Source organism: Streptomyces sp. NPDC020490, assembly GCF_044335305.1.
Taxonomy (GTDB): domain Bacteria; phylum Actinomycetota; class Actinomycetes; order Streptomycetales; family Streptomycetaceae; genus Streptomyces.
Genome location: NZ_JBIRUY010000027.1, coordinates 25,743 through 42,361 on the forward strand (window position 1 = coordinate 25,743; position 16,619 = coordinate 42,361).

At 73.7% G+C, this 16,619-nt stretch carries 16 protein-coding genes; 8 read left to right on the forward strand and 8 right to left on the reverse strand.

The window, feature by feature from the left end; genetic code table 11:
* The first annotated feature begins 23 nt into the window (after positions 1 to 23).
* A complete protein-coding gene (gene ctaD, locus ACH4ZX_RS25945; RefSeq protein ID WP_398277513.1) occupies positions 24 to 1,709 on the forward strand; it encodes a cytochrome c oxidase subunit I in 1,686 nt (561 codons plus the stop codon).
* Between the two features lie 3 nt (positions 1,710 to 1,712).
* A complete protein-coding gene (locus tag ACH4ZX_RS25950) occupies positions 1,713 to 2,318 on the forward strand; it encodes a hypothetical protein (RefSeq protein ID WP_398277229.1) in 606 nt (201 codons plus the stop codon).
* On the opposite strand, the gene ACH4ZX_RS25955 is transcribed toward ACH4ZX_RS25950, so the two are convergent.
* Positions 2,287 to 2,685, reverse strand: coding sequence for a nuclear transport factor 2 family protein (locus ACH4ZX_RS25955; RefSeq protein ID WP_398277232.1), 399 nt, complete (start codon positions 2,683 to 2,685; stop codon positions 2,287 to 2,289). The genes ACH4ZX_RS25950 and ACH4ZX_RS25955 overlap by 32 nt on opposite strands.
* Before the next feature lie 95 nt (positions 2,686 to 2,780).
* On the opposite strand from ACH4ZX_RS25955, the gene ACH4ZX_RS25960 reads away from it, so the two are divergent.
* On the forward strand, positions 2,781 to 3,533 hold the full coding sequence (locus ACH4ZX_RS25960; protein WP_398277235.1) for a class I SAM-dependent methyltransferase: 753 nt from the start codon (positions 2,781 to 2,783) through the stop codon (positions 3,531 to 3,533).
* Between the two features lie 159 nt (positions 3,534 to 3,692).
* Here ACH4ZX_RS25960 and ACH4ZX_RS25965 read toward each other — a convergent pair whose 3' ends face one another.
* The 4 genes from ACH4ZX_RS25965 to ACH4ZX_RS25980 all read right to left on the reverse strand — a co-directional run bounded on the left by ACH4ZX_RS25965 (position 3,693) and on the right by ACH4ZX_RS25980 (position 7,285).
* Positions 3,693 to 4,661 (reverse strand): acetylxylan esterase, encoded by a 969-nt coding sequence (locus ACH4ZX_RS25965; RefSeq protein WP_398277238.1) that lies wholly within the window; start codon positions 4,659 to 4,661, stop codon positions 3,693 to 3,695.
* A gap of 256 nt (positions 4,662 to 4,917) precedes the next feature.
* Positions 4,918 to 5,502: a hypothetical protein gene (locus tag ACH4ZX_RS25970; RefSeq protein ID WP_398277241.1), complete on the reverse strand. Its 585-nt coding sequence runs from the start codon at positions 5,500 to 5,502 to the stop codon at positions 4,918 to 4,920.
* A gap of 429 nt (positions 5,503 to 5,931) precedes the next feature.
* A complete protein-coding gene (locus ACH4ZX_RS25975; RefSeq protein ID WP_398277244.1) occupies positions 5,932 to 6,687 on the reverse strand; it encodes a ferredoxin reductase in 756 nt (251 codons plus the stop codon).
* Entirely contained in the window at positions 6,680 to 7,285 is a 606-nt protein-coding gene (locus ACH4ZX_RS25980; RefSeq protein ID WP_398277247.1) for a sulfite oxidase-like oxidoreductase, read from the reverse strand. The genes ACH4ZX_RS25975 and ACH4ZX_RS25980 overlap by 8 nt, the downstream gene beginning before the upstream one ends.
* Positions 7,286 to 7,569: 284 nt before the next feature.
* On the opposite strand from ACH4ZX_RS25980, the gene ACH4ZX_RS25985 reads away from it, so the two are divergent.
* The gene (locus ACH4ZX_RS25985; RefSeq protein ID WP_398277250.1) at positions 7,570 to 8,283 is read left to right on the forward strand and encodes a GNAT family N-acetyltransferase; all 714 of its coding nucleotides are present in this window, start codon (positions 7,570 to 7,572) and stop codon (positions 8,281 to 8,283) included.
* Positions 8,284 to 8,314: 31 nt separating this feature from the next.
* On the opposite strand, the gene ACH4ZX_RS25990 is transcribed toward ACH4ZX_RS25985, so the two are convergent.
* A complete protein-coding gene (locus tag ACH4ZX_RS25990; RefSeq protein WP_398277253.1) occupies positions 8,315 to 8,755 on the reverse strand; it encodes a MarR family winged helix-turn-helix transcriptional regulator in 441 nt (146 codons plus the stop codon).
* Between the two features lie 283 nt (positions 8,756 to 9,038).
* Between ACH4ZX_RS25990 and ACH4ZX_RS25995 the strand changes: the two genes are divergently transcribed.
* Complete coding sequence (locus tag ACH4ZX_RS25995; RefSeq protein WP_398277255.1) at positions 9,039 to 9,875, forward strand: putative protein N(5)-glutamine methyltransferase; 837 nt, start codon at positions 9,039 to 9,041, stop codon at positions 9,873 to 9,875.
* A gap of 30 nt (positions 9,876 to 9,905) precedes the next feature.
* Here the strand turns inward: ACH4ZX_RS25995 and ACH4ZX_RS26000 are convergent, their stop codons facing one another.
* Together ACH4ZX_RS26000 and ACH4ZX_RS26005 are read right to left on the reverse strand one after the other, a co-directional pair.
* Entirely contained in the window at positions 9,906 to 10,616 is a 711-nt protein-coding gene (locus ACH4ZX_RS26000; protein WP_398277257.1) for a hypothetical protein, read from the reverse strand.
* Positions 10,617 to 10,758: 142 nt separating this feature from the next.
* On the reverse strand, positions 10,759 to 12,825 hold the full coding sequence (locus ACH4ZX_RS26005; protein WP_398277260.1) for a SpoIIE family protein phosphatase: 2,067 nt from the start codon (positions 12,823 to 12,825) through the stop codon (positions 10,759 to 10,761).
* Between the two features lie 259 nt (positions 12,826 to 13,084).
* On the opposite strand from ACH4ZX_RS26005, the gene ACH4ZX_RS26010 reads away from it, so the two are divergent.
* From ACH4ZX_RS26010 to ACH4ZX_RS26020, 3 genes are all read left to right on the forward strand, one after another.
* Complete coding sequence (locus ACH4ZX_RS26010; RefSeq protein ID WP_398277263.1) at positions 13,085 to 13,960, forward strand: hypothetical protein; 876 nt, start codon at positions 13,085 to 13,087, stop codon at positions 13,958 to 13,960.
* A gap of 152 nt (positions 13,961 to 14,112) precedes the next feature.
* The gene (locus ACH4ZX_RS26015) at positions 14,113 to 14,472 is read left to right on the forward strand and encodes a hypothetical protein (RefSeq protein WP_398277266.1); all 360 of its coding nucleotides are present in this window, start codon (positions 14,113 to 14,115) and stop codon (positions 14,470 to 14,472) included.
* Positions 14,473 to 14,600: 128 nt separating this feature from the next.
* A complete protein-coding gene (locus tag ACH4ZX_RS26020; protein ID WP_398277269.1) occupies positions 14,601 to 16,616 on the forward strand; it encodes an FAD-dependent oxidoreductase in 2,016 nt (671 codons plus the stop codon).
* Positions 16,617 to 16,619: the final 3 nt, after the last annotated feature.

Below are 16,619 nucleotides of genomic sequence, written 5' to 3' on the forward strand. Positions count from 1 at the left end.
ACCGCCCGGTGGACGAGGTACTGATGCAGCAGACGGAGCAGGTCCCCGGGGCGCGGACGCGTCCCGCGGTCCGCGAGCGGGCGGACGTGGCCGTCCGGCCGGCCGAGCGGCCCGCGTGGACGGAGTGGCTGACGACCACCGACCACAAGAAGATCGGGACCTTGTACCTGGTCACCGCGTTCGCGTTCTTCCTCCTCGGCGGCGCGCTGGCGCTGCTGATGCGCGCCGAACTGGCCCGCCCGGGTATGCAGGTGATGTCGAACGAGCAGTTCAACCAGGCGTTCACCATGCACGGCTCGATCATGCTGCTGCTGTTCGCGATGCCGCTGTTCACGGGCTTCGCCAACTGGCTGATGCCGCTGCAGATCGGCGCGCCCGACGTGGCCTTCCCGCGGCTGAACATGCTCGCCTACTGGCTGTTCCTGTTCGGCTCGCTGATCGCCGCCGGCGGCTTCCTCACCCCGCAGGGGGCCGCCGACTTCGGCTGGTTCCTCTACGCCCCGCTGTCGGACGCCGTGCACTCGCCCGGCGTCGGAGCCGATATGTGGATCATGGGCGTGACGCTGTCCGGCTTCGGCAGCATCCTGGGCGCGGTCAACTTCATCACCACGATCATCTGCATGCGCGCCCCCGGCATGACCATGTTCCGCATGCCGATCTTCACCTGGAACGTGCTGCTGACCGGTGTGCTCGTCCTCATCGTCTTCCCGGTGCTCGCGGCCGCGCTGCTGGCCCTGGAGATGGACCGGAAGTTCGGCAGCCACATATTCGACGCCGCCAACGGCGGGGCCCTGCTGTGGCAGCACCTGTTCTGGTTCTTCGGCCACCCCGAGGTCTACATCCTGGCGCTGCCGTTCTTCGGCATCGTCAGCGAGATCGTCCCGGTCTTCTCCCGCAAGCCGATGTTCGGCTACATGGGCCTGGTCGGCGCGACCATCGCCATCGCCGGCCTGTCGGTCACCGTGTGGGCGCACCACATGTACGTCACCGGCGGTGTGCTGCTGCCGTTCTTCTCCTTCATGACCTTCCTGATCGCGGTCCCGACCGGTGTGAAGTTCTTCAACTGGATCGGCACCATGTGGAAGGGCAGCCTGTCCTTCGAGACCCCGATGCTGTGGGCCACCGGCTTCCTGGTCACCTTCACCTTCGGCGGCCTCACCGGCGTGATCCTCGCCGCCCCGCCGCTGGACTTCCACGTCTCCGACTCGTACTTCGTCGTGGCGCACTTCCACTACACGCTGTTCGGCACGGTGGTGTACGCCATGTTCGCCGGATTCCACTTCTGGTGGCCCAAGTTCACCGGCAAGATGCTCGACGAGCGCCTCGGCAAGGTCACCTTCTGGACGCTGACGGCCGGCTTCCACCTCACCTTCCTCGTCCAGCACTGGCTCGGCGTGGAGGGCATGCCCCGCCGGTACGCCGACTACCTGGCGGCCGACGGCTTCACCGCCCTCAACACCCTGTCCACCATCGGCTCGTTCCTGCTCGGCCTGTCGTTCCTGCCGTTCCTCTACAACGTCTGGAAGACCGCCAGGTACGGCGAGCGGGTCCGCGTCGACGACCCGTGGGGGTACGGCCGTTCGCTGGAGTGGGCCACGTCCTGCCCGCCGCCGCGGCACAACTTCCTCTCGCTGCCCCGCATCCGCAGCGAATCCCCGGCGTTCGACCTGCACCACCCCGAGATCGTCCAGGCCGAGAAGGCGGCGTGACCCGTGGGCCGATCCGTCCTGGCGCTGGCCGCCGCGCTGGTGCTGTTCTCGGGGTGTGTCTGGTACGTCCCGGCCGTCGTCGACCTGCGCGCCGGCGACGACCGGCCCGCCTCGACCCGCACGGCCGCGGCGGCCTGCCTGACGGGTTGGGCCGCGGTCGCGGGTGTGGCCGTCCTGCTGGCCGCGACGGCCGTGTGGTGGGCGCCCGCCGGCGCGGCGGTCGCGGGCGCCGCGGCGACGGCCGGCCTGCGGCTCCGCGCCGGGGGCCAGCGCCGGCGCGAGGCGCGGGAGACCGCGTCGCAGCTGGCGGCGCTGCGCCTGGGCCCCGGCACACCGCCGCACGGCGGGAGGGGAGCCCGGGGCGTCTTCGCCGCCCTGGTCGGTTCCGGACTGCTCGGCGGCACGGCCGTCGCGGCCTGCCTGATCGTGGCCGGTCCCGGGGGCGGCCGGGCCTGGACGCCGGCCGCGGCGGCCTCCGCCGCGGTCGTCGCCCTGTTCGTCGCCCTCGCGGTGACGTACGCGATGCGCCCGCCGTACCGGCGGGCCGCCCGGGCCGCCCGGGCCGCCCGGGTGGCGGTCAGCCGATCCGCGCCTGAGCCTCCTCGGTGATCCGGTCGAACTGGGCGCCCATGGCCGCCGCCAGCGCCTGGGCGGCGGACAGCGGCCGCACCATGACCGTGAGCCGGTCGATCAGTCCCTCCTCGTCGAGGTGGATGAAGTCGCAGCCCGTCAGCGCGCGGTCGCCCACCCGCGCGCTGAACACCAGGGCGTGGTCGCGGCCGTCGGCCCCGGCGAGCTCCTGCTCGTAGCGGAAGTCCTCGAAGACGCGCGCCACCCCGCGCAGGATCGCCGCGGTGATCGCCTTGCCCGAATACGGCGCGAAGGCCACCGGGCTGGTGAACACGACGTCCTTCGCCAGCAGCGCCTCGACGGCGTCGAGGTCACCGGCCTCCACCGCTTCGCGGAACGCTCGCATCGGATCACCTCATAGTCAATTAGTGGAGTAGGTGCAGAGGAGACTAGTCAGCGGCCGGGGAGGTGTCCATGCGTGCGCTGCCCTAAGCTGACGCGGTGTTCAGCCCTGAAGGCCCCACCCTGCGCGAGCTCGCCGTCCAGGCGCTGTCGTCGGTCGAGCGCGGCTACGACCTGCTCGCGCCGAAGTTCGACCACACCCCCTTCCGGACACCCGACGCGGTGCTCGACGCGGTCGCCGCCGACCTGGCCCGCACGGGCTCCTTCGACGCCGGGCTCGACCTGTGCTGCGGCACCGGTGCGGGGACCGGCGTCCTGGCGAGGGTGTGCCGGCGCCGTGTCGTGGGCGTCGACTTCAGCGCCGGGATGCTCGCCGTCGCCCGCGGGCGCGCCACCGGCGCCGTGCCGCGCGCGGAGTACGTCCGGGCGGACGCCCGCGCGCTGCCCTTCGGCTCCGTCTTCGACCTCGTCGTCAGCTTCGGGGCGTTCGGGCACTTCCTGCCGCGCGAGCTGCCCGGACTGTTCGCGCAGGTCCACTCCGTGCTGCGGCCGGGCGGATGCTTCGCGTTCCCGGTCCTGGCCCCGCCGCGGCCCTCGTCGCCCGCGTTCTGGATGCTGCTCGGCTTCGACGCGGTGATGCGGGTGCGCAACGCCCTGTGGCGGCCGCCGTTCGTCATGTACTACCGCGCCTTCCGGCTCGGGCAGGTGCGGCGGGAACTGGAGCGGGCCGGGTTCCAGGTGGAACTGCACGCCCTGCCGGAGTTCGGTCGGCGCCGCGACGGCAGCCCGCGGGTGCGCACGGTCGTGGCCCGCCGCCCGGCCACGCCGGCCGGCCCGCCGCGGACGGCGTGACCTCGTGGACCGGGATGCCCTGCCCGGGCGGACCGGGATGCCCTGCCGGGTGTCCGCCACGCCGGCGGCCGGTCAGGTCGGCACCCGGGCCGCCGGTCCGGCCGGCACCGGCCCGCCGCGGATGCCGTTCACAGCGCGCTGTACGCCGCGAACTGGTCGTCAGGCGTACGACCGCAGCCAGCGCAGCTTGGCCGCCTCCTGGTAGGGGCCGCCGCCCTCGTGGTCGTTGAAGTCGTACACCTCGATCGCCTTGTCGTCGTGCGCCCAGGCGTTGAACGCCGCGAAGACCGTCGACGGCGGGCAGGTCTGGTCCTCCAGGGCCGTCGAGAACAGGGCCGGCGCCCGGCCGCGGGCGGCGAAGTGGACGCCGTCGAAGTAGGAGAGCGTGCGCAGGGCGGCCTCGCCGCGGCCGCGGTGGGTCTTGAGGAACAGCCCTATCTCCCGGTAGGGGTGACTGTCCGTCAGGGTCACCGCGCGCGGGTAGTCGCACAGGAACGGCACGTCCGGCGCGACCGCGGCCAGGTCCGGGACCAGTCCGCCCACGGCGAGGGTGATGCCGCCGCCCTGGCTGCCGCCGACGGCCACCGTGCGGGAGGCGTCGGTCAGCGGGTGCGAGCGGGCCGCCTCCACGGCGCGCACCGCGTCGGTGAACACCCTGCGGTAGTAGTAGTTCTCGGGCGCGTCGATGCCCCGCGTCATGAAACCGGGGAAGGCGGGCGCGCCGCCCACCGGGTCCGGCGTGTCACCGCCGCCGCCCCACGCGCTGCCCTGGCCGCGGGTGTCCATGACGAAGTGCGCGCGGCCCGTGGACGCCCACAGCAGGTGCTCGTGCGGCAGGCCCCGTCCGCCTCCGTACCCGACGAACTCCACGACCAGCGGCAGCGGTCCGTCCGCCGCGGCGGGCAGCCGCAGCCAGCCCTTCACCGGGTGACCGCCGAACCCGGCGAACGTCACGTCGAACACCCGCACCGTCGTCAGGCCCGTGTCCACCGGTTCGAAGCGGGCGTCCAGGTCGTGCTCGCGCGTCTCCTGCAGGGTCTTGGACCAGAAGGCGTCGAAGTCCTCCGGTTCGGTGGACGTGCTGCGGTACTCGCGGAGTTCGTCGAGGGGCAGGTCGAACAGGGCCATGAAGGACCGCCTTTGTGAAGGGTCAGTGCGGATGATCACACCGTACGCGGAAGGTCGGACGACTCGCCAGACCCGCACCGTATCCAGCGGCGGTCACGGTCCCCCGTCCCCGGTCCCGCCTCCGCTGGTCAAACGGGGCGACCAGTGCTCGCGCGGGGACGGAAGGGGACGCCCCGGCGGACTACCGGCCGGTACGATTCGTCGGGTCACCACCTGGCACCACCCGCACGCCCCAGGCGGTACGCGGGGCCCGGCGTCACGCCCGGCGGCGTGTCCACTCCGGTCCGGTACGGGCCCACGCCCGCTCCCACTCGGCGAGCCGGCGCCCGAGGGCCACGCGGCGCACGACGGCGTGCCCGAGGAGCACCAGAGCCGCCGTTCCCACGGCGGCGTAGGTGCCGACGGCGAGGGAGTGCCGCCGGACGTCGCCCCGGTTGGGCGGCGGGGGGACCGTCCGGCCGCGGGAGTCCAGCCACACGTCGACGGTGTCCCCGCGCCGGGTGCCCGCCGGGACGCGCGCCCTCGTCGTGTGAACCTCGCCGGCCGGATCCGTCCAGCGCACGGTCGCCCGGTAGGCGTGCCGTCGGCCGCTCTGCACCGTCGGCAGCATGTCGGGGGCGGCGCCGACGGCTTCGGCGCGCACGTGGTGCCGCTCGGCGCGCTGTGCCGCCGCGACGGCACGCGCGTCGTCATGGGCCCACCGCCCGGCCGTCGCGCCCGCGAGCGGCGCGCCCACCATCAGCAGGACGGCGACCACCAGCACGGTCCACGCCTCGACGACATCCGACCGGCGCCGCAGCGCACTGCGCCGCCAACGCCAGCCGCGCACCCGGGTTCGCATGGGGACCGGATACCCAGGCCACCGGAGTTCCTTCCTCACCAGACCCGTCGCCCGCCCGACCCACCACACACACCGGGCCCCCGAACCTGCCGGGCCCGCCGGTCGCGCCCCGCACCGGACCGGCCCGCCGCGCGCGCCGCCTTCGCCACGGCCGCCCGTCGGGTCCGCACGGGCGTGCCGTGCGTCCGCCGCGCGCGTCGCCCCCGCCGCGGCCGCCCGTTCCGCCTGCCGAGCCTGCCGGGCCCGTCGCGCGCGCCGGGACGGCTGGGCCTGCCGGCTGCCGGCTGCCGTGGCCATCGGCTCCGCTCGGCGTGCCGGGCGTGCGGGCGTGCCGGGCTCAGGCCCGGCATGCGTGCACGGGCCCGCCGGGCCGGCCCGGTCGGCACGCAGCCTGCCGGGGTCTGCCGGGGCCGTCGGCTGACCCGGGGGTCAGCCGAAGCGTTCGATGCGGATGCGGTCCACGGGCTGGCCGGCCTGTACCAGGAGCCGGGAGGCGTGTTCCGCGAAGCTGTTGGAGCCGCACACATAGGCCTCCCACCCGCCGGGTGGCCGCTCGGCCAGGAGCGGCGCCACATGTGCGGCCGTCAGACGTCCCACCGGCACACCCCGCGGGGCGTGCCGGGTGAACACCGGCGTCGTCTCCGCGCCGAACTCCCGCGCGTAGATCAGTTCCTCGGGACCGCGCGCGGACACCAGCAGCCGCAGCGGCACGGACAGGCCCCGCAGCCGGTGGTGGCGCACCATCGACATCAACGGCACGACCCCGGAACCGGCGCCGATCAGCAGCGCCGGGCGGTCCCCGGGCCAGGCGAAGAACCCGCTCAGCGGGCCGCGCACCTCGACCCGGTCGCCGGGCCGGGCCACGGTGTGGAACCAGCCCGAGACCTCGCCGCCCGCGACGTGGTCCAGGGTCAGTTCGACGTGGCCCGCGTCGTCGGGCGCGGACGCGATGGAGTAGTGGCGCTGCGCCACATAGCCGTCCGCCGCGGTCAGCCGCAGCATCAGGTGCTGCCCGGGCAGATGGCCGGCCCACGTCGGCACCGCGAACCGGAAGGTGGCGGCGTGCGGCGTCTCGCGGCGGATCTCGGTCAGGGTGGCGGTCTGCCACCGTCCGGCGACCCGCTCGTTCACGGCGATGCGGCCGGGCACGGCGAACCGCGTCGGGGGAGTGAAGGTCTCAGTCACCGGAGTACCGCTGCTCCTGCCAGGGGTTGCCGCGGGCGTGGTAGCCGTTCTGCTCCCAGAAGCCCGGCTCGTCGTGGTCGAGGAGCCGGATGCCGGCGATCCACTTGGCGCTCTTCCAGAAGTACAGGTGCGGCACCAGCAGCCGCGCCGGCCCGCCGTGCTCGGCGGTGAGCGGCCGGCCGTCGTACTCCCAGGCGATCCAGGCGCGCCCGCCGGTCAGGTCGGCCAGCGGCAGGTTCGTGGTGTACCCGGTGTGCGAGTAGGCGACGGCATGGGTGGCCGACCCATGGGGCCGGACCACATCGAGGAAGGCGTCCAGGGACACGCCCCCGAACCGCACCCCGAACTTCGACCAGCTCGTCACGCAGTGGATGTCGCCCTCGTACACCGACGCGGGCAGCGCGTGCGCCTGCTCCCAGTCCCAGGTGCGCGGCCGCTCGACCAGGCCGTCGACGCGGAAGGTCCAGTCGGCGGGCGCCAGGGCGGGCGTGACCTCCGCGGACAGCACGGGCCAGTCGTCGCCCGCGTCGTACTGGCCGGGGGGCAGGCCGGGGCGGAGGGCGCGGGGGCGTCCGGTGAAGCCTCGGGTGACGTTCATGCGGATCCAGCGGGACGGCGTCGGTAGCTCACGCACTCCACCGTACGTGCGTCCCGGGGGTGCTTACGCACCGGGCGGCCCGGCGGTCATCGCGGACGTGTGAAGTCTCCGGCGCCCGGGAATAGCCGCTCGTCGATCTTCCTTGCCGCCTGTGGCCGCCCGCGACAGCGAAGGAGAGTGGGAACAGACATGCCGAAGGCGTACGACTTCACACGGTACGGAGGGCCGGAGACCGAGGCCCTGACCGACGTGGACCGGCCCGAGATCGTGATCGAGGCCGGCGCATGAGCCACGTCCTCGACAACCCTGCCCTGGCGTCCCTGACCGGTCCGCACGCGCACTTCGCCGAGCGGCGCGGCCGGGTGCTGCGCTACCCCGCCGACGTCTCGCCCTGGCTGGCGCTGCCCGACGATCCCGACGCCGGCGACTGGGCGGACCTCGCCGCGCTCGCGGGCCCCGGCGGAGAGGTCGCGCTGGCCGGCTTCCACGGAACGGTCCCGGACGGCTGGGAGATCACCTTCCAGGCGGAGGGCGTGCAGTTCGTCGACGACGGGCTGGCGGCCGCCCCGGAGCCGGAGGCCGTCCGCCTCGGCCCCGCCGACGTGCCCGAGATGCTCGCCCTGGTCGAGCGCACCCGCCCCGGCCCGTTCCTGCCCCGCACCGTGGAACTCGGCACCTACCTCGGTGTACGCCGCGACGGCGCCCTGATCGCCATGGCGGGGGAGCGGCTGCACCCGCCCGGCTGGACCGAGATCAGCGCGGTCTGCACCGACCCCGCCTTCCGCGGCGAGGGCCTGGCGACCCGTCTGGTGCTGGCCGCCGCCCACGGCATCCGGGAACGCGGCGAGACCCCGTTCCTGCACACCGCCGCGGACAACACGAACGCCATCCGCCTCTACGAGTCCCTGGGCTTCCGGCTACGCCGCAGGACCGTCTTCCTCGGCGCCCGCACACCGGAACACCGTCCGGACGCACAGGCGGTGGCCGCCGCCCTCTAGGGTCTGCCCGGCACGATCCGCCGGACAGGCACTAATCCTCACCGGCGCCGGATCCCGGCCAGGCGTTGTAGCGCGTGAGATACCGCGCGAACCGTTCGAGATCCTCCTCCGACCAGTCCGCGAGCCGTTCCCGGACGGCGGTCCGGCGGCTGCGGGTGACCCGGGCGAGGATCCGGCGGCCGGCGCCGGTGAGGTGCAGCACCTGCACGCGGTGGTCCTCCGGGTCCAGGCGCCGCTCGACCAGGCCGGCCCGCTCCAGTGCCGTCACCTGGCGGCTGACCGTCGACTTGTCCAGGGCGTAGTGCGCGGCCAGGTCGGTCGCGCGGCAGCCGCCGCTCTCCTCCAGATGGCCGAGCAGGGTGTAGGAGACCAGCGACAGCTCGGGGTGCAGGCGCCCCGCGGACGCCCGGGCGCGGCGGGCGAAGACCGTCATCTCCCGCTGGATGGTCTCCACGGCCTGCTGCGCCTCCACCGGGCCTCCCTCGCTCTCCTGGTTGCACCGTACAACCCGGAACGCGGGATGCGCCGTGCGGCCCCGACCGGGACCGGGGAGGTGACCGGCGCATGCCACGGTGACCGGGGGCTGCGGTAGGGTGACCGTCCGGCCGAGGAACGTCCCGGCCGCCGGTGGACCGAGGAGGTGGGAGTCATCACCGCTGTGCCAGACCGGGTGCTCTCCCCTCGCGTCGACGCGGACCGTCGCCGGTAGGTGACCGCGGGAGCGCCCTTCGACTACCGAAAGGCCCTCGGCCCAGATGCCTGCGTCGTCCCCTTCGTCACCCTTCTCCCGTCCCGCTTCTTCTTCCGCGCCCTCTCCTTCTTCCTCCTCCTACGACTCCGTCGTCGCCGCGCTGCGCGCCGCGGGCTGCGTCTTCGCCGAGGAGGAGGCGCGGCTGCTGCTGTCCGCCGCCCGCACCCCGCGGGAGCTGGCCCTGCTGGTGGACCGGCGGTCCGGCGGTCTGCCCCTCGAACTGGTCCTCGGCTGGGCCGAGTTCCGGGGGCTGCGCATCGTCGTGGAACCCGGCGTCTTCGTCCCCCGGCGGCGGACCGAGTTCCTCGTCGAGCAGGCGCTGGCCCAGGCTCCGGCGGCCCGTGTCGTCGTCGACCTGTGCTGCGGCTCGGGCGCCGTCGGCGCGGCCCTGGCCGCCGCGCTCGGTCCCGTGGAGCTGCACGCCGCCGACATCGACCCGGCCGCGGTGCGCTGCGCCCGCCGCAACGTCGCCGCGGCGGGCGGTCAGGTCCATTCGGGTGACCTGTTCGAGGCGCTGCCCGCCGGCCTGCGCGGCCGCGTCGACGTCCTCGCGGCCAACGTGCCCTACGTCCCCACGGGCGAGGTCGGCCTGCTGCCCCCGGAGGCCCGGGACCACGAACCGCTGGTCGCCCTGGACGGCGGTTCCGACGGTTTGCAGGTCCTGCGCCGGGTCGCCGCCGAGGCGCACCGGTGGCTGGCCCCCGGCGGCTGCCTGCTGGTCGAGACGAGCGAACGGCAGGCCGCGGCGGCCGTGGACGCCTTCTCCTGCGGCGGGCTGACCGCCCGTCTCGCCTACGACGAGGAACTGGGCGCCAGTGTCGTGATCGGCGTCAGGTCGTAGCGCCACCGCCCGACGGGGTTGCCGCGACGGCTACGACATCTGCTGCTCCCAGGGGCCGTGCCCCCGCATCATGCCGTGGTCGGATCCGTTGCCGTACCCGGGCATGTCGTGGTCGGATCCGTTCTCGTGCCCCGGCATCATGCCGTGGTCGCATCCGTCGTGGTGCCCGTTGTAGCGGCCCTCGCCCCAGGTGCCCGTCATGGCGTACATCGCGGTCCTCGTGTCGCCGGAGCGCGGTCCGGCCAGGACGGCGTTCTCGCCCTTCTTCAGGTCGCCGGTGCCGGAGGTCTTGGTGCCGTCGTGGAAGAACACGGTGTTCTTGTTCACCGTCCACGTCCAGGCGGCGCCGTCCTCGCTCTTGACGGTCACCTGGTCGTCGTAGACCTTCTGGACGGTGCCGCGCTGCCAGGCGCGCACCACCCACTTGCCCGTGTCCGGGTCCTTGACGGTCGCCTCGCCGTGCACGGCCATGCGGAACGCGCACCGCTGGCCGGTCCCGTCCGGCGACGGCGTCGCGGAGGCGGACGGGGACGCGGCGGCGCCTCCGCCGGCGCCGTCCGAGGCCGCGGCGTGGGCGACGGTGCCGCCGAGGGCGAGGACGGCGACGGTGACCGCCGCCATCACGGGGCGCGCCCGGCGGGACCGGCCCCGCCCCGGCCTGCCCCGGCCCGCGCCCGGCGGACGGTCCGGCCTGCCCGGACCCGTCGTCACTTCCCGCTCCGGTGTCGGTTCGTGCGTCACGGCTCGCTCCCATCGGCCACGGCACCCGGTCTCCGGGTGCCCTGCCTTGTCCTGCTCTGTTCCCATTGTGAGCTGGTGACGATAAGGACTGGATAACAGATTTCCGGACTGACCGCCCCCGGGCGCGTCGCCCGGCGGCCGGTCAGTCCGGCTGCTGCACCCGGGCGATCAGCAGCGCCACGTCGTCGGGGTTGTCGGGCTGGTAGAGGGTGCGCAGCAGGAGGTCGCAGACCTCCTCCAGCGGGCGGTCGGGTCCGTCGAGCAGGCCGAGGAGCGCCTCCAGACGCTCGTCGAGAGGGTCCTGCCGGGTCTCCACCAGGCCGTCGGTGTAGAACACGAGCCGGTCGCCGGGCGAGAGGTCGATCGTCGTGGTGGAGAAGGCGACGCCGCCCACGCCCAGCGGCGCTCCGGTGGGCAGGTCGAGCAGTTCCGGGCGCCGGCCCTCGCGCAGCCGGGCCGGCGGCAGGTGCCCGGCGTTCGCGATCCGGCACTGCCGTGACTCCGGGTCGTGGACGGCGTACACGCACGTCGCGATGGAGTGGTCGAGGCCCTCGGTGATCCGGTCGAGGTGCTCCAGGAGCCGCGCGGGGTCGAGGCCGAGCGAGGCCAGCGTGTTCGTCGCGGTGCGCAGCCGGCCCATGGTCGCCGCGGCGGTGATCCCGCTGCCCATCACGTCGCCCACCACCAGTGCCGTCCTGCCGCCCTCCAGGGGGATGACGTCGAACCAGTCGCCGCCGACCTCGGTGGTGGCCCCGGCAGGCTGGTAGCGGGAGGCGACCTCCAGGCCGCCGGTCACCGCCGGATGGCTGGGCAGCAGGCTGCGCTGCAGGGTGAGCGCGGTGTTCCGGGCGTTCTGGTACCAGCGGGCGTTGTCGATCTGCACCGCGGCCCGGGACGCCAGCTCCCGGGCGAGCAGCAGGTCGTCCTCGGTGAACGGCAGCGGGTTGCGCGTGCGCTTCAGGTCGAGCGCGCCGAGCACCTCGCCGCGGGCGATCAGCGGCACGGCCAGGTACGAGTGGACGCCCGCGCCGGCCAGCAGTTCCGCCGCCTCGGGGGAGCGGGCGATGCGCGGCAGGTCGGCGTCCCGGACCTCGGCGACCAGGACCGGGCGGCCGGTGCGCACGCACTCGGTGACCAGGCGGTCGGGACCGTAGGCCGCCACCTGCCCCGGGGAATCGGCCGCCCGCAGCGCCTCCGGGGCGTCGTCCGCCCGCACGGCCAGGGCCCGGATCACCGCGGGCTCCGCGGGGCCGAGGCTGCTGCGTCTGCCCTCCGCGACCGCGTCGAGGAGGTCGACGGCGGCCACGTCGGCCAGTTCCGGCACGGCCACGTCCGCCAGTTCCAGGGCGGTGCGGTCCAGCTCCAGGGTGGTGCCGATGCGGGCCGAGGCGTCCGCGACGACGGCGAGCCGACGGCGTGCCGTCTCCGCCTCGATGCTCGCCCGGTGCTGGTCGGTGACGTCCGCGACGGAAGCGGCCACGCCCAGGACGGTGCCGAGCGCGTCCTCCAGCCGGTACAGCGAGATCGACAGGGCGTGTTCCTGGTCCGGGTCGGCCGGGGTGTGGCCGACCACCCGGTGGCCGACGAGCGGCCGGCCGGTCTCCAGCACCTCGCTGATCGAGGCCTCCATTTCGTCGACGTCGAGATGCGGCAGGACCTCGCGGACCGTGCGTCCGATGTGCTCGCTCGCCGGCATGCCGTTGAGCCGTTCCATCGCGGGGTTGACCGACACGTACCGCATGTCGGTGTCCAGGACCGCCAGCCCGTTCGGCGACTGGGCGATCATCCGCGTGGACAGCGCCACGTCGCGTTCCAGCTGCCGCACGGTCGACTGGTCGGCGCACAGGCCGAGCGCGTAGACGTCGCCCCGGTCGTCCAGCAGCCGCATGTTGCGGAACTCCACCAGACGGGTGCTGCCGTCCTTGCGCCGGACCGGGAAGGCCCCGGCCCAGCTCTGGCCGGTGTGCATGACGTCGGCGAACAGTTTGATCACCAGGTCGACATGCTGCTCGTGCACCATGATCCGGGCGGCGTACTGCCCGAGCGCCTCCTGGGCGGTGTAGCCGAACAACTCCTCCGCCTGGGGGCTCCACAGCACGACGCGCCCGCGGGCGTCCAGGACCACCGAGGCCACTCGCAGCACGTCGAGCAGGCCGCTGGGCCGTATCGACTCGTCGCCGTCGGCCAACGGGAACTCAGGTGCACTCATGCACGCACCGCCTCCGCCTCCTTGCGCGGCACGCCGTTCCCCCGTGCCGACTCCCCTGTTCTACCGCGCTCAACCGTCCCTGTGACGCCTTCGTCGTCCGCCCGCGTCTCCCGGCACGGCCGGAGGCGTCCGGCGAGCGGGTGACGACAGTACCGGGCGGGTCGTTCCCCGGGCCGACGCTTTCCCTAATTGGTCTGTACATGACCATCCAGGCGGGCCAGACTGTCCGCCGACCCCACACCCCCCGGAGGAACCCGCTATGCCGCTGCGCACCCGGCGACGCCGTACCGCCACGTCGGCCGTCCTCGTCGCCCTCGCCGTACTGGCCGTCCTGTCCGACACCCCGGCCGCCTCGGCCGCCGACACCTGGACCGAGGTGGGCTCCGACCGCGCCGACCCGCTGACCGAGAGCCAGGGGCTGGCCTCCGTCGAGGTCCCGGCCGGCAGCGCCAACCGGTACACCGGCATCGGCACCATCCCCCTCGGCGTGTCCAGCCGCGGCTGGAACCACGTCGGCGACCCCGACGCCTCCTACGACGGCCACTACATCGAGCCGTACCAGCGGGACGACGGCGCCGCGAAGATGTTCCGCGTGCAGGCTCCGGACGGCACCTGGTCCGAGTACACCCACGCGCTCGGCTCCGGCGAGGCGCTCAACAACTCCTGGGTCGCGGTCTCGCCCGACGGCCAGTGGATGCTGGCGGGCGAGTACGGCACCATGAACCGGCTGCTGGTCTTCCCGACCCCGGGCGTCAACCCGTCCACCTCGCCCTCGGCGAACCTGCCCCAGGTCTCCACCGTCCGCCTCGACCACGCCGTGCGGGACGTGCAGGGCTGCGACTTCTCCGGCCCGACGACGCTGCTGTGCTCCTCGGACGACCCGGACGGCGCGCTGTTCGGGGTCACCAAGCCGCTGCTCCAGGTCGACCTGTCCGCGCCGCCGAGCGGCACCTCGGACGTCTCCGGCCAGGTCACGGCCCTGCGGCAACTGCCGCTGCGCAGCGCCTGCTCGGGCACCTTCGAGGCGGAGGGGATCGACTACGACCGCCGCACCGGCACGCTGCGCGTGATCGTGGTGTCCCCGGGCTTCTGCGTGCTGACCGACAGCAAGACGTACCGCTTCACCCGCGGCTGAGCGGCGGGGCCGCGCCGAGGTGATGCCCACGTGCTGATGCCTCCGTGCTGATGCCGCCGCGGTGATGTGGTGCTTTTCTGGTGGGTGGGGCGCGGCCGTACGGGGAGACGGCCCCGTGGGGCAGCGGCCCGCCCACGGAAGGAGCGGCCACGATGGACAGGCATCCGGAATCGGTATCCGTCGAGATCAGCGACTGCAGCGAGGAGGACGCCCGGATCGTGTTCGACACCCTGTGCGCGTGCTTCGCCTCCGACCGGTGCGCCGAGGACGTGCCGGAGCGACTGGACGAGACGCGGCCGACGGTGTGGCTCGGCACGTTCGACGTCACCGACACGCGCGGGAGCTGCGCGCCCGCCCACCTCTCCGGCACCGTCACCGCGGACGTCCAGGGCGGCTACTGGGCGGTGGACCGGCTGCGCACGACCCTCGGCTCCCTGTTCTCGGTGCGGGACCTCACCGGCGCCTCCGGCGACCAGGAGCGCGACGTCCATCTGCGGCTCACGAGCCTGTGACGCGAGACGGCCCGGGACCACGGTGTCCGACGGTGGTCCGCGTCACGCCCCCATGATTGTGCAACTAGTTGCACAACCGGCGCGGCGTCCTCTACAACTGAGGCACCACACCGCGCACGGAGGGGCCGATGAGCCGTTACCCGCACCTGCTGAGCCCGCTCGACCTGGGCTTCACCACGCTGCCCAACCGCGTCCTGATGGGCTCCATGCACGTCGGCCTGGAGGAGGCCGAGGGCGGCTTCGAGCGCATGGCGGCGTTCTACGCCGAGCGCGCCCGCGGCGGCGTGGGCCTGATCGTCACCGGCGGCATCGCGCCCAACGAGGAGGGCCGGCCGTACGAGGGCGGCGCGAAGCTCACCACCGAGGCGGAGGCCGAGCGGCACCGCGCGGTCACCGACGCCGTGCACCGCGAGGGCGGACGGATCGCGATGCAGATCCTGCACTTCGGCCGCTACGCCTACCACGCCGACCTGGTCGCGCCGAGCCCGCTCCAGGCGCCGATCAGCCCCTTCGTGCCGCGCGAGCTCACCGACGCCGAGGTCGAGCGGACCGTCGACGACTACGCCCGCGCCGCCCGCCTCGCCCGCCTGGCCGGCTACGACGGCGTCGAGATCATGGGCTCCGAGGGCTACCTCATCAACGAGTTCATCGCCGCGCCGACCAACCACCGCACCGACCGCTGGGGAGGCTCGTACGAGAACCGCATGCGCTTCCCCGTCGAGATCGTCCGGCGGGTGCGCGAGGCCGTCGGCGAGGACTTCGTCATCATCTACCGGCTGTCCATGCTGGACCTGGTGCCGGGCGGCTCGTCGCTGGAAGAGGTGATCACCCTCGCCAAGGCGGTCGAGGCCGCCGGAGCCACGATCATCAACACCGGCATCGGCTGGCACGAGGCCCGCATCCCCACCATCGCCACCTCGGTGCCGCGCGGCGCCTACACCTGGGTCACCAAGAGGCTCATGGGCGAGGTGTCCGTCCCGCTCGTCACCACCAACCGCATCAACACCCCCGAGGTCGCCGAGGAGTTGCTCGCCTCGGGCTGCGCGGACATGGTGTCGGTGGCCCGCCCGATGCTCGCCGACCCCGACTTCGTCGCCAAGGCCGCCGCCGGCACGCCCGAGGCCATCAACACCTGCATCGGCTGCAACCAGGCCTGCCTCGACCACACCTTCAGCGGGAAGATCACCTCCTGCCTGGTCAACCCGCGCGCCTGCCACGAGACCGAGCTGGTCCTCGCCCCGACCCGGCTGAAGAAGCGCGTCGCCGTCGTCGGCGCGGGCCCGGCCGGACTCGCCTGCGCGGTGGGCGCCGCCGAACGCGGCCACGACGTCACCCTGTTCGACGCCGCGAGCGAGATCGGCGGCCAGCTCAACGTCGCCCGCCGGGTCCCCGGCAAGCAGGAGTTCGACGAGACGCTGCGCTACTTCCGCCACCGGCTCGCCGAGGAAGGCGTGGACGTACGGCTGGACACCTGGGTCTCCGCCGCCGACCTCACCGACTACGACGAGGTCGTCGTCGCCACCGGCGTCACCCCGCGCGTCCCCGACATCCCCGGCGTGGACCACCCCAGCGTGGTCGGCTACCTCGACGTCCTGCGCGACGGCGCGCCCGTCGGCGACCGCGTCGCGATCCTCGGCGCCGGCGGCATCGGCTTCGACGTCGCCGAGTTCCTCACCGACGCGGGCGACAAGGCGAGCGAGGACCCGGCGACGTACTTCCGCCACTGGGGCGTCGACATGGACTACCGCGCGCCCGGCGGGCTCACCGCACCCGAGCGGCCCGCCCCGCCGCGCACCGTCCACCTGTTGCAGCGCAAGACCAGCAAGGTCGGCGCCGGCCTCGGCAAGACCACCGGCTGGATCCACCGCACCGAACTCAAGCACCGCGGCGTGACGATGGTCCCGGGCGTGCGCTACGACCGCATCGACGACGCCGGACTGCACGTCACCGTCGGCGAGGAGAGCACGGTGCTGGCCGTCGACACGATCGTGCTGTGCACCGGGCAGGAACCGCGCCGCGGCCTGTACGAGGAACTGGTCGCCGCGGGCCGCGCCGCGCACCTGATCGGCGGCGCCGACGTCGCCGCCGAACTGGACGCCAAGCGCGCCGTCAAGCAGGGCACCGAGGTCGCGGCCGCCCTCTGATCC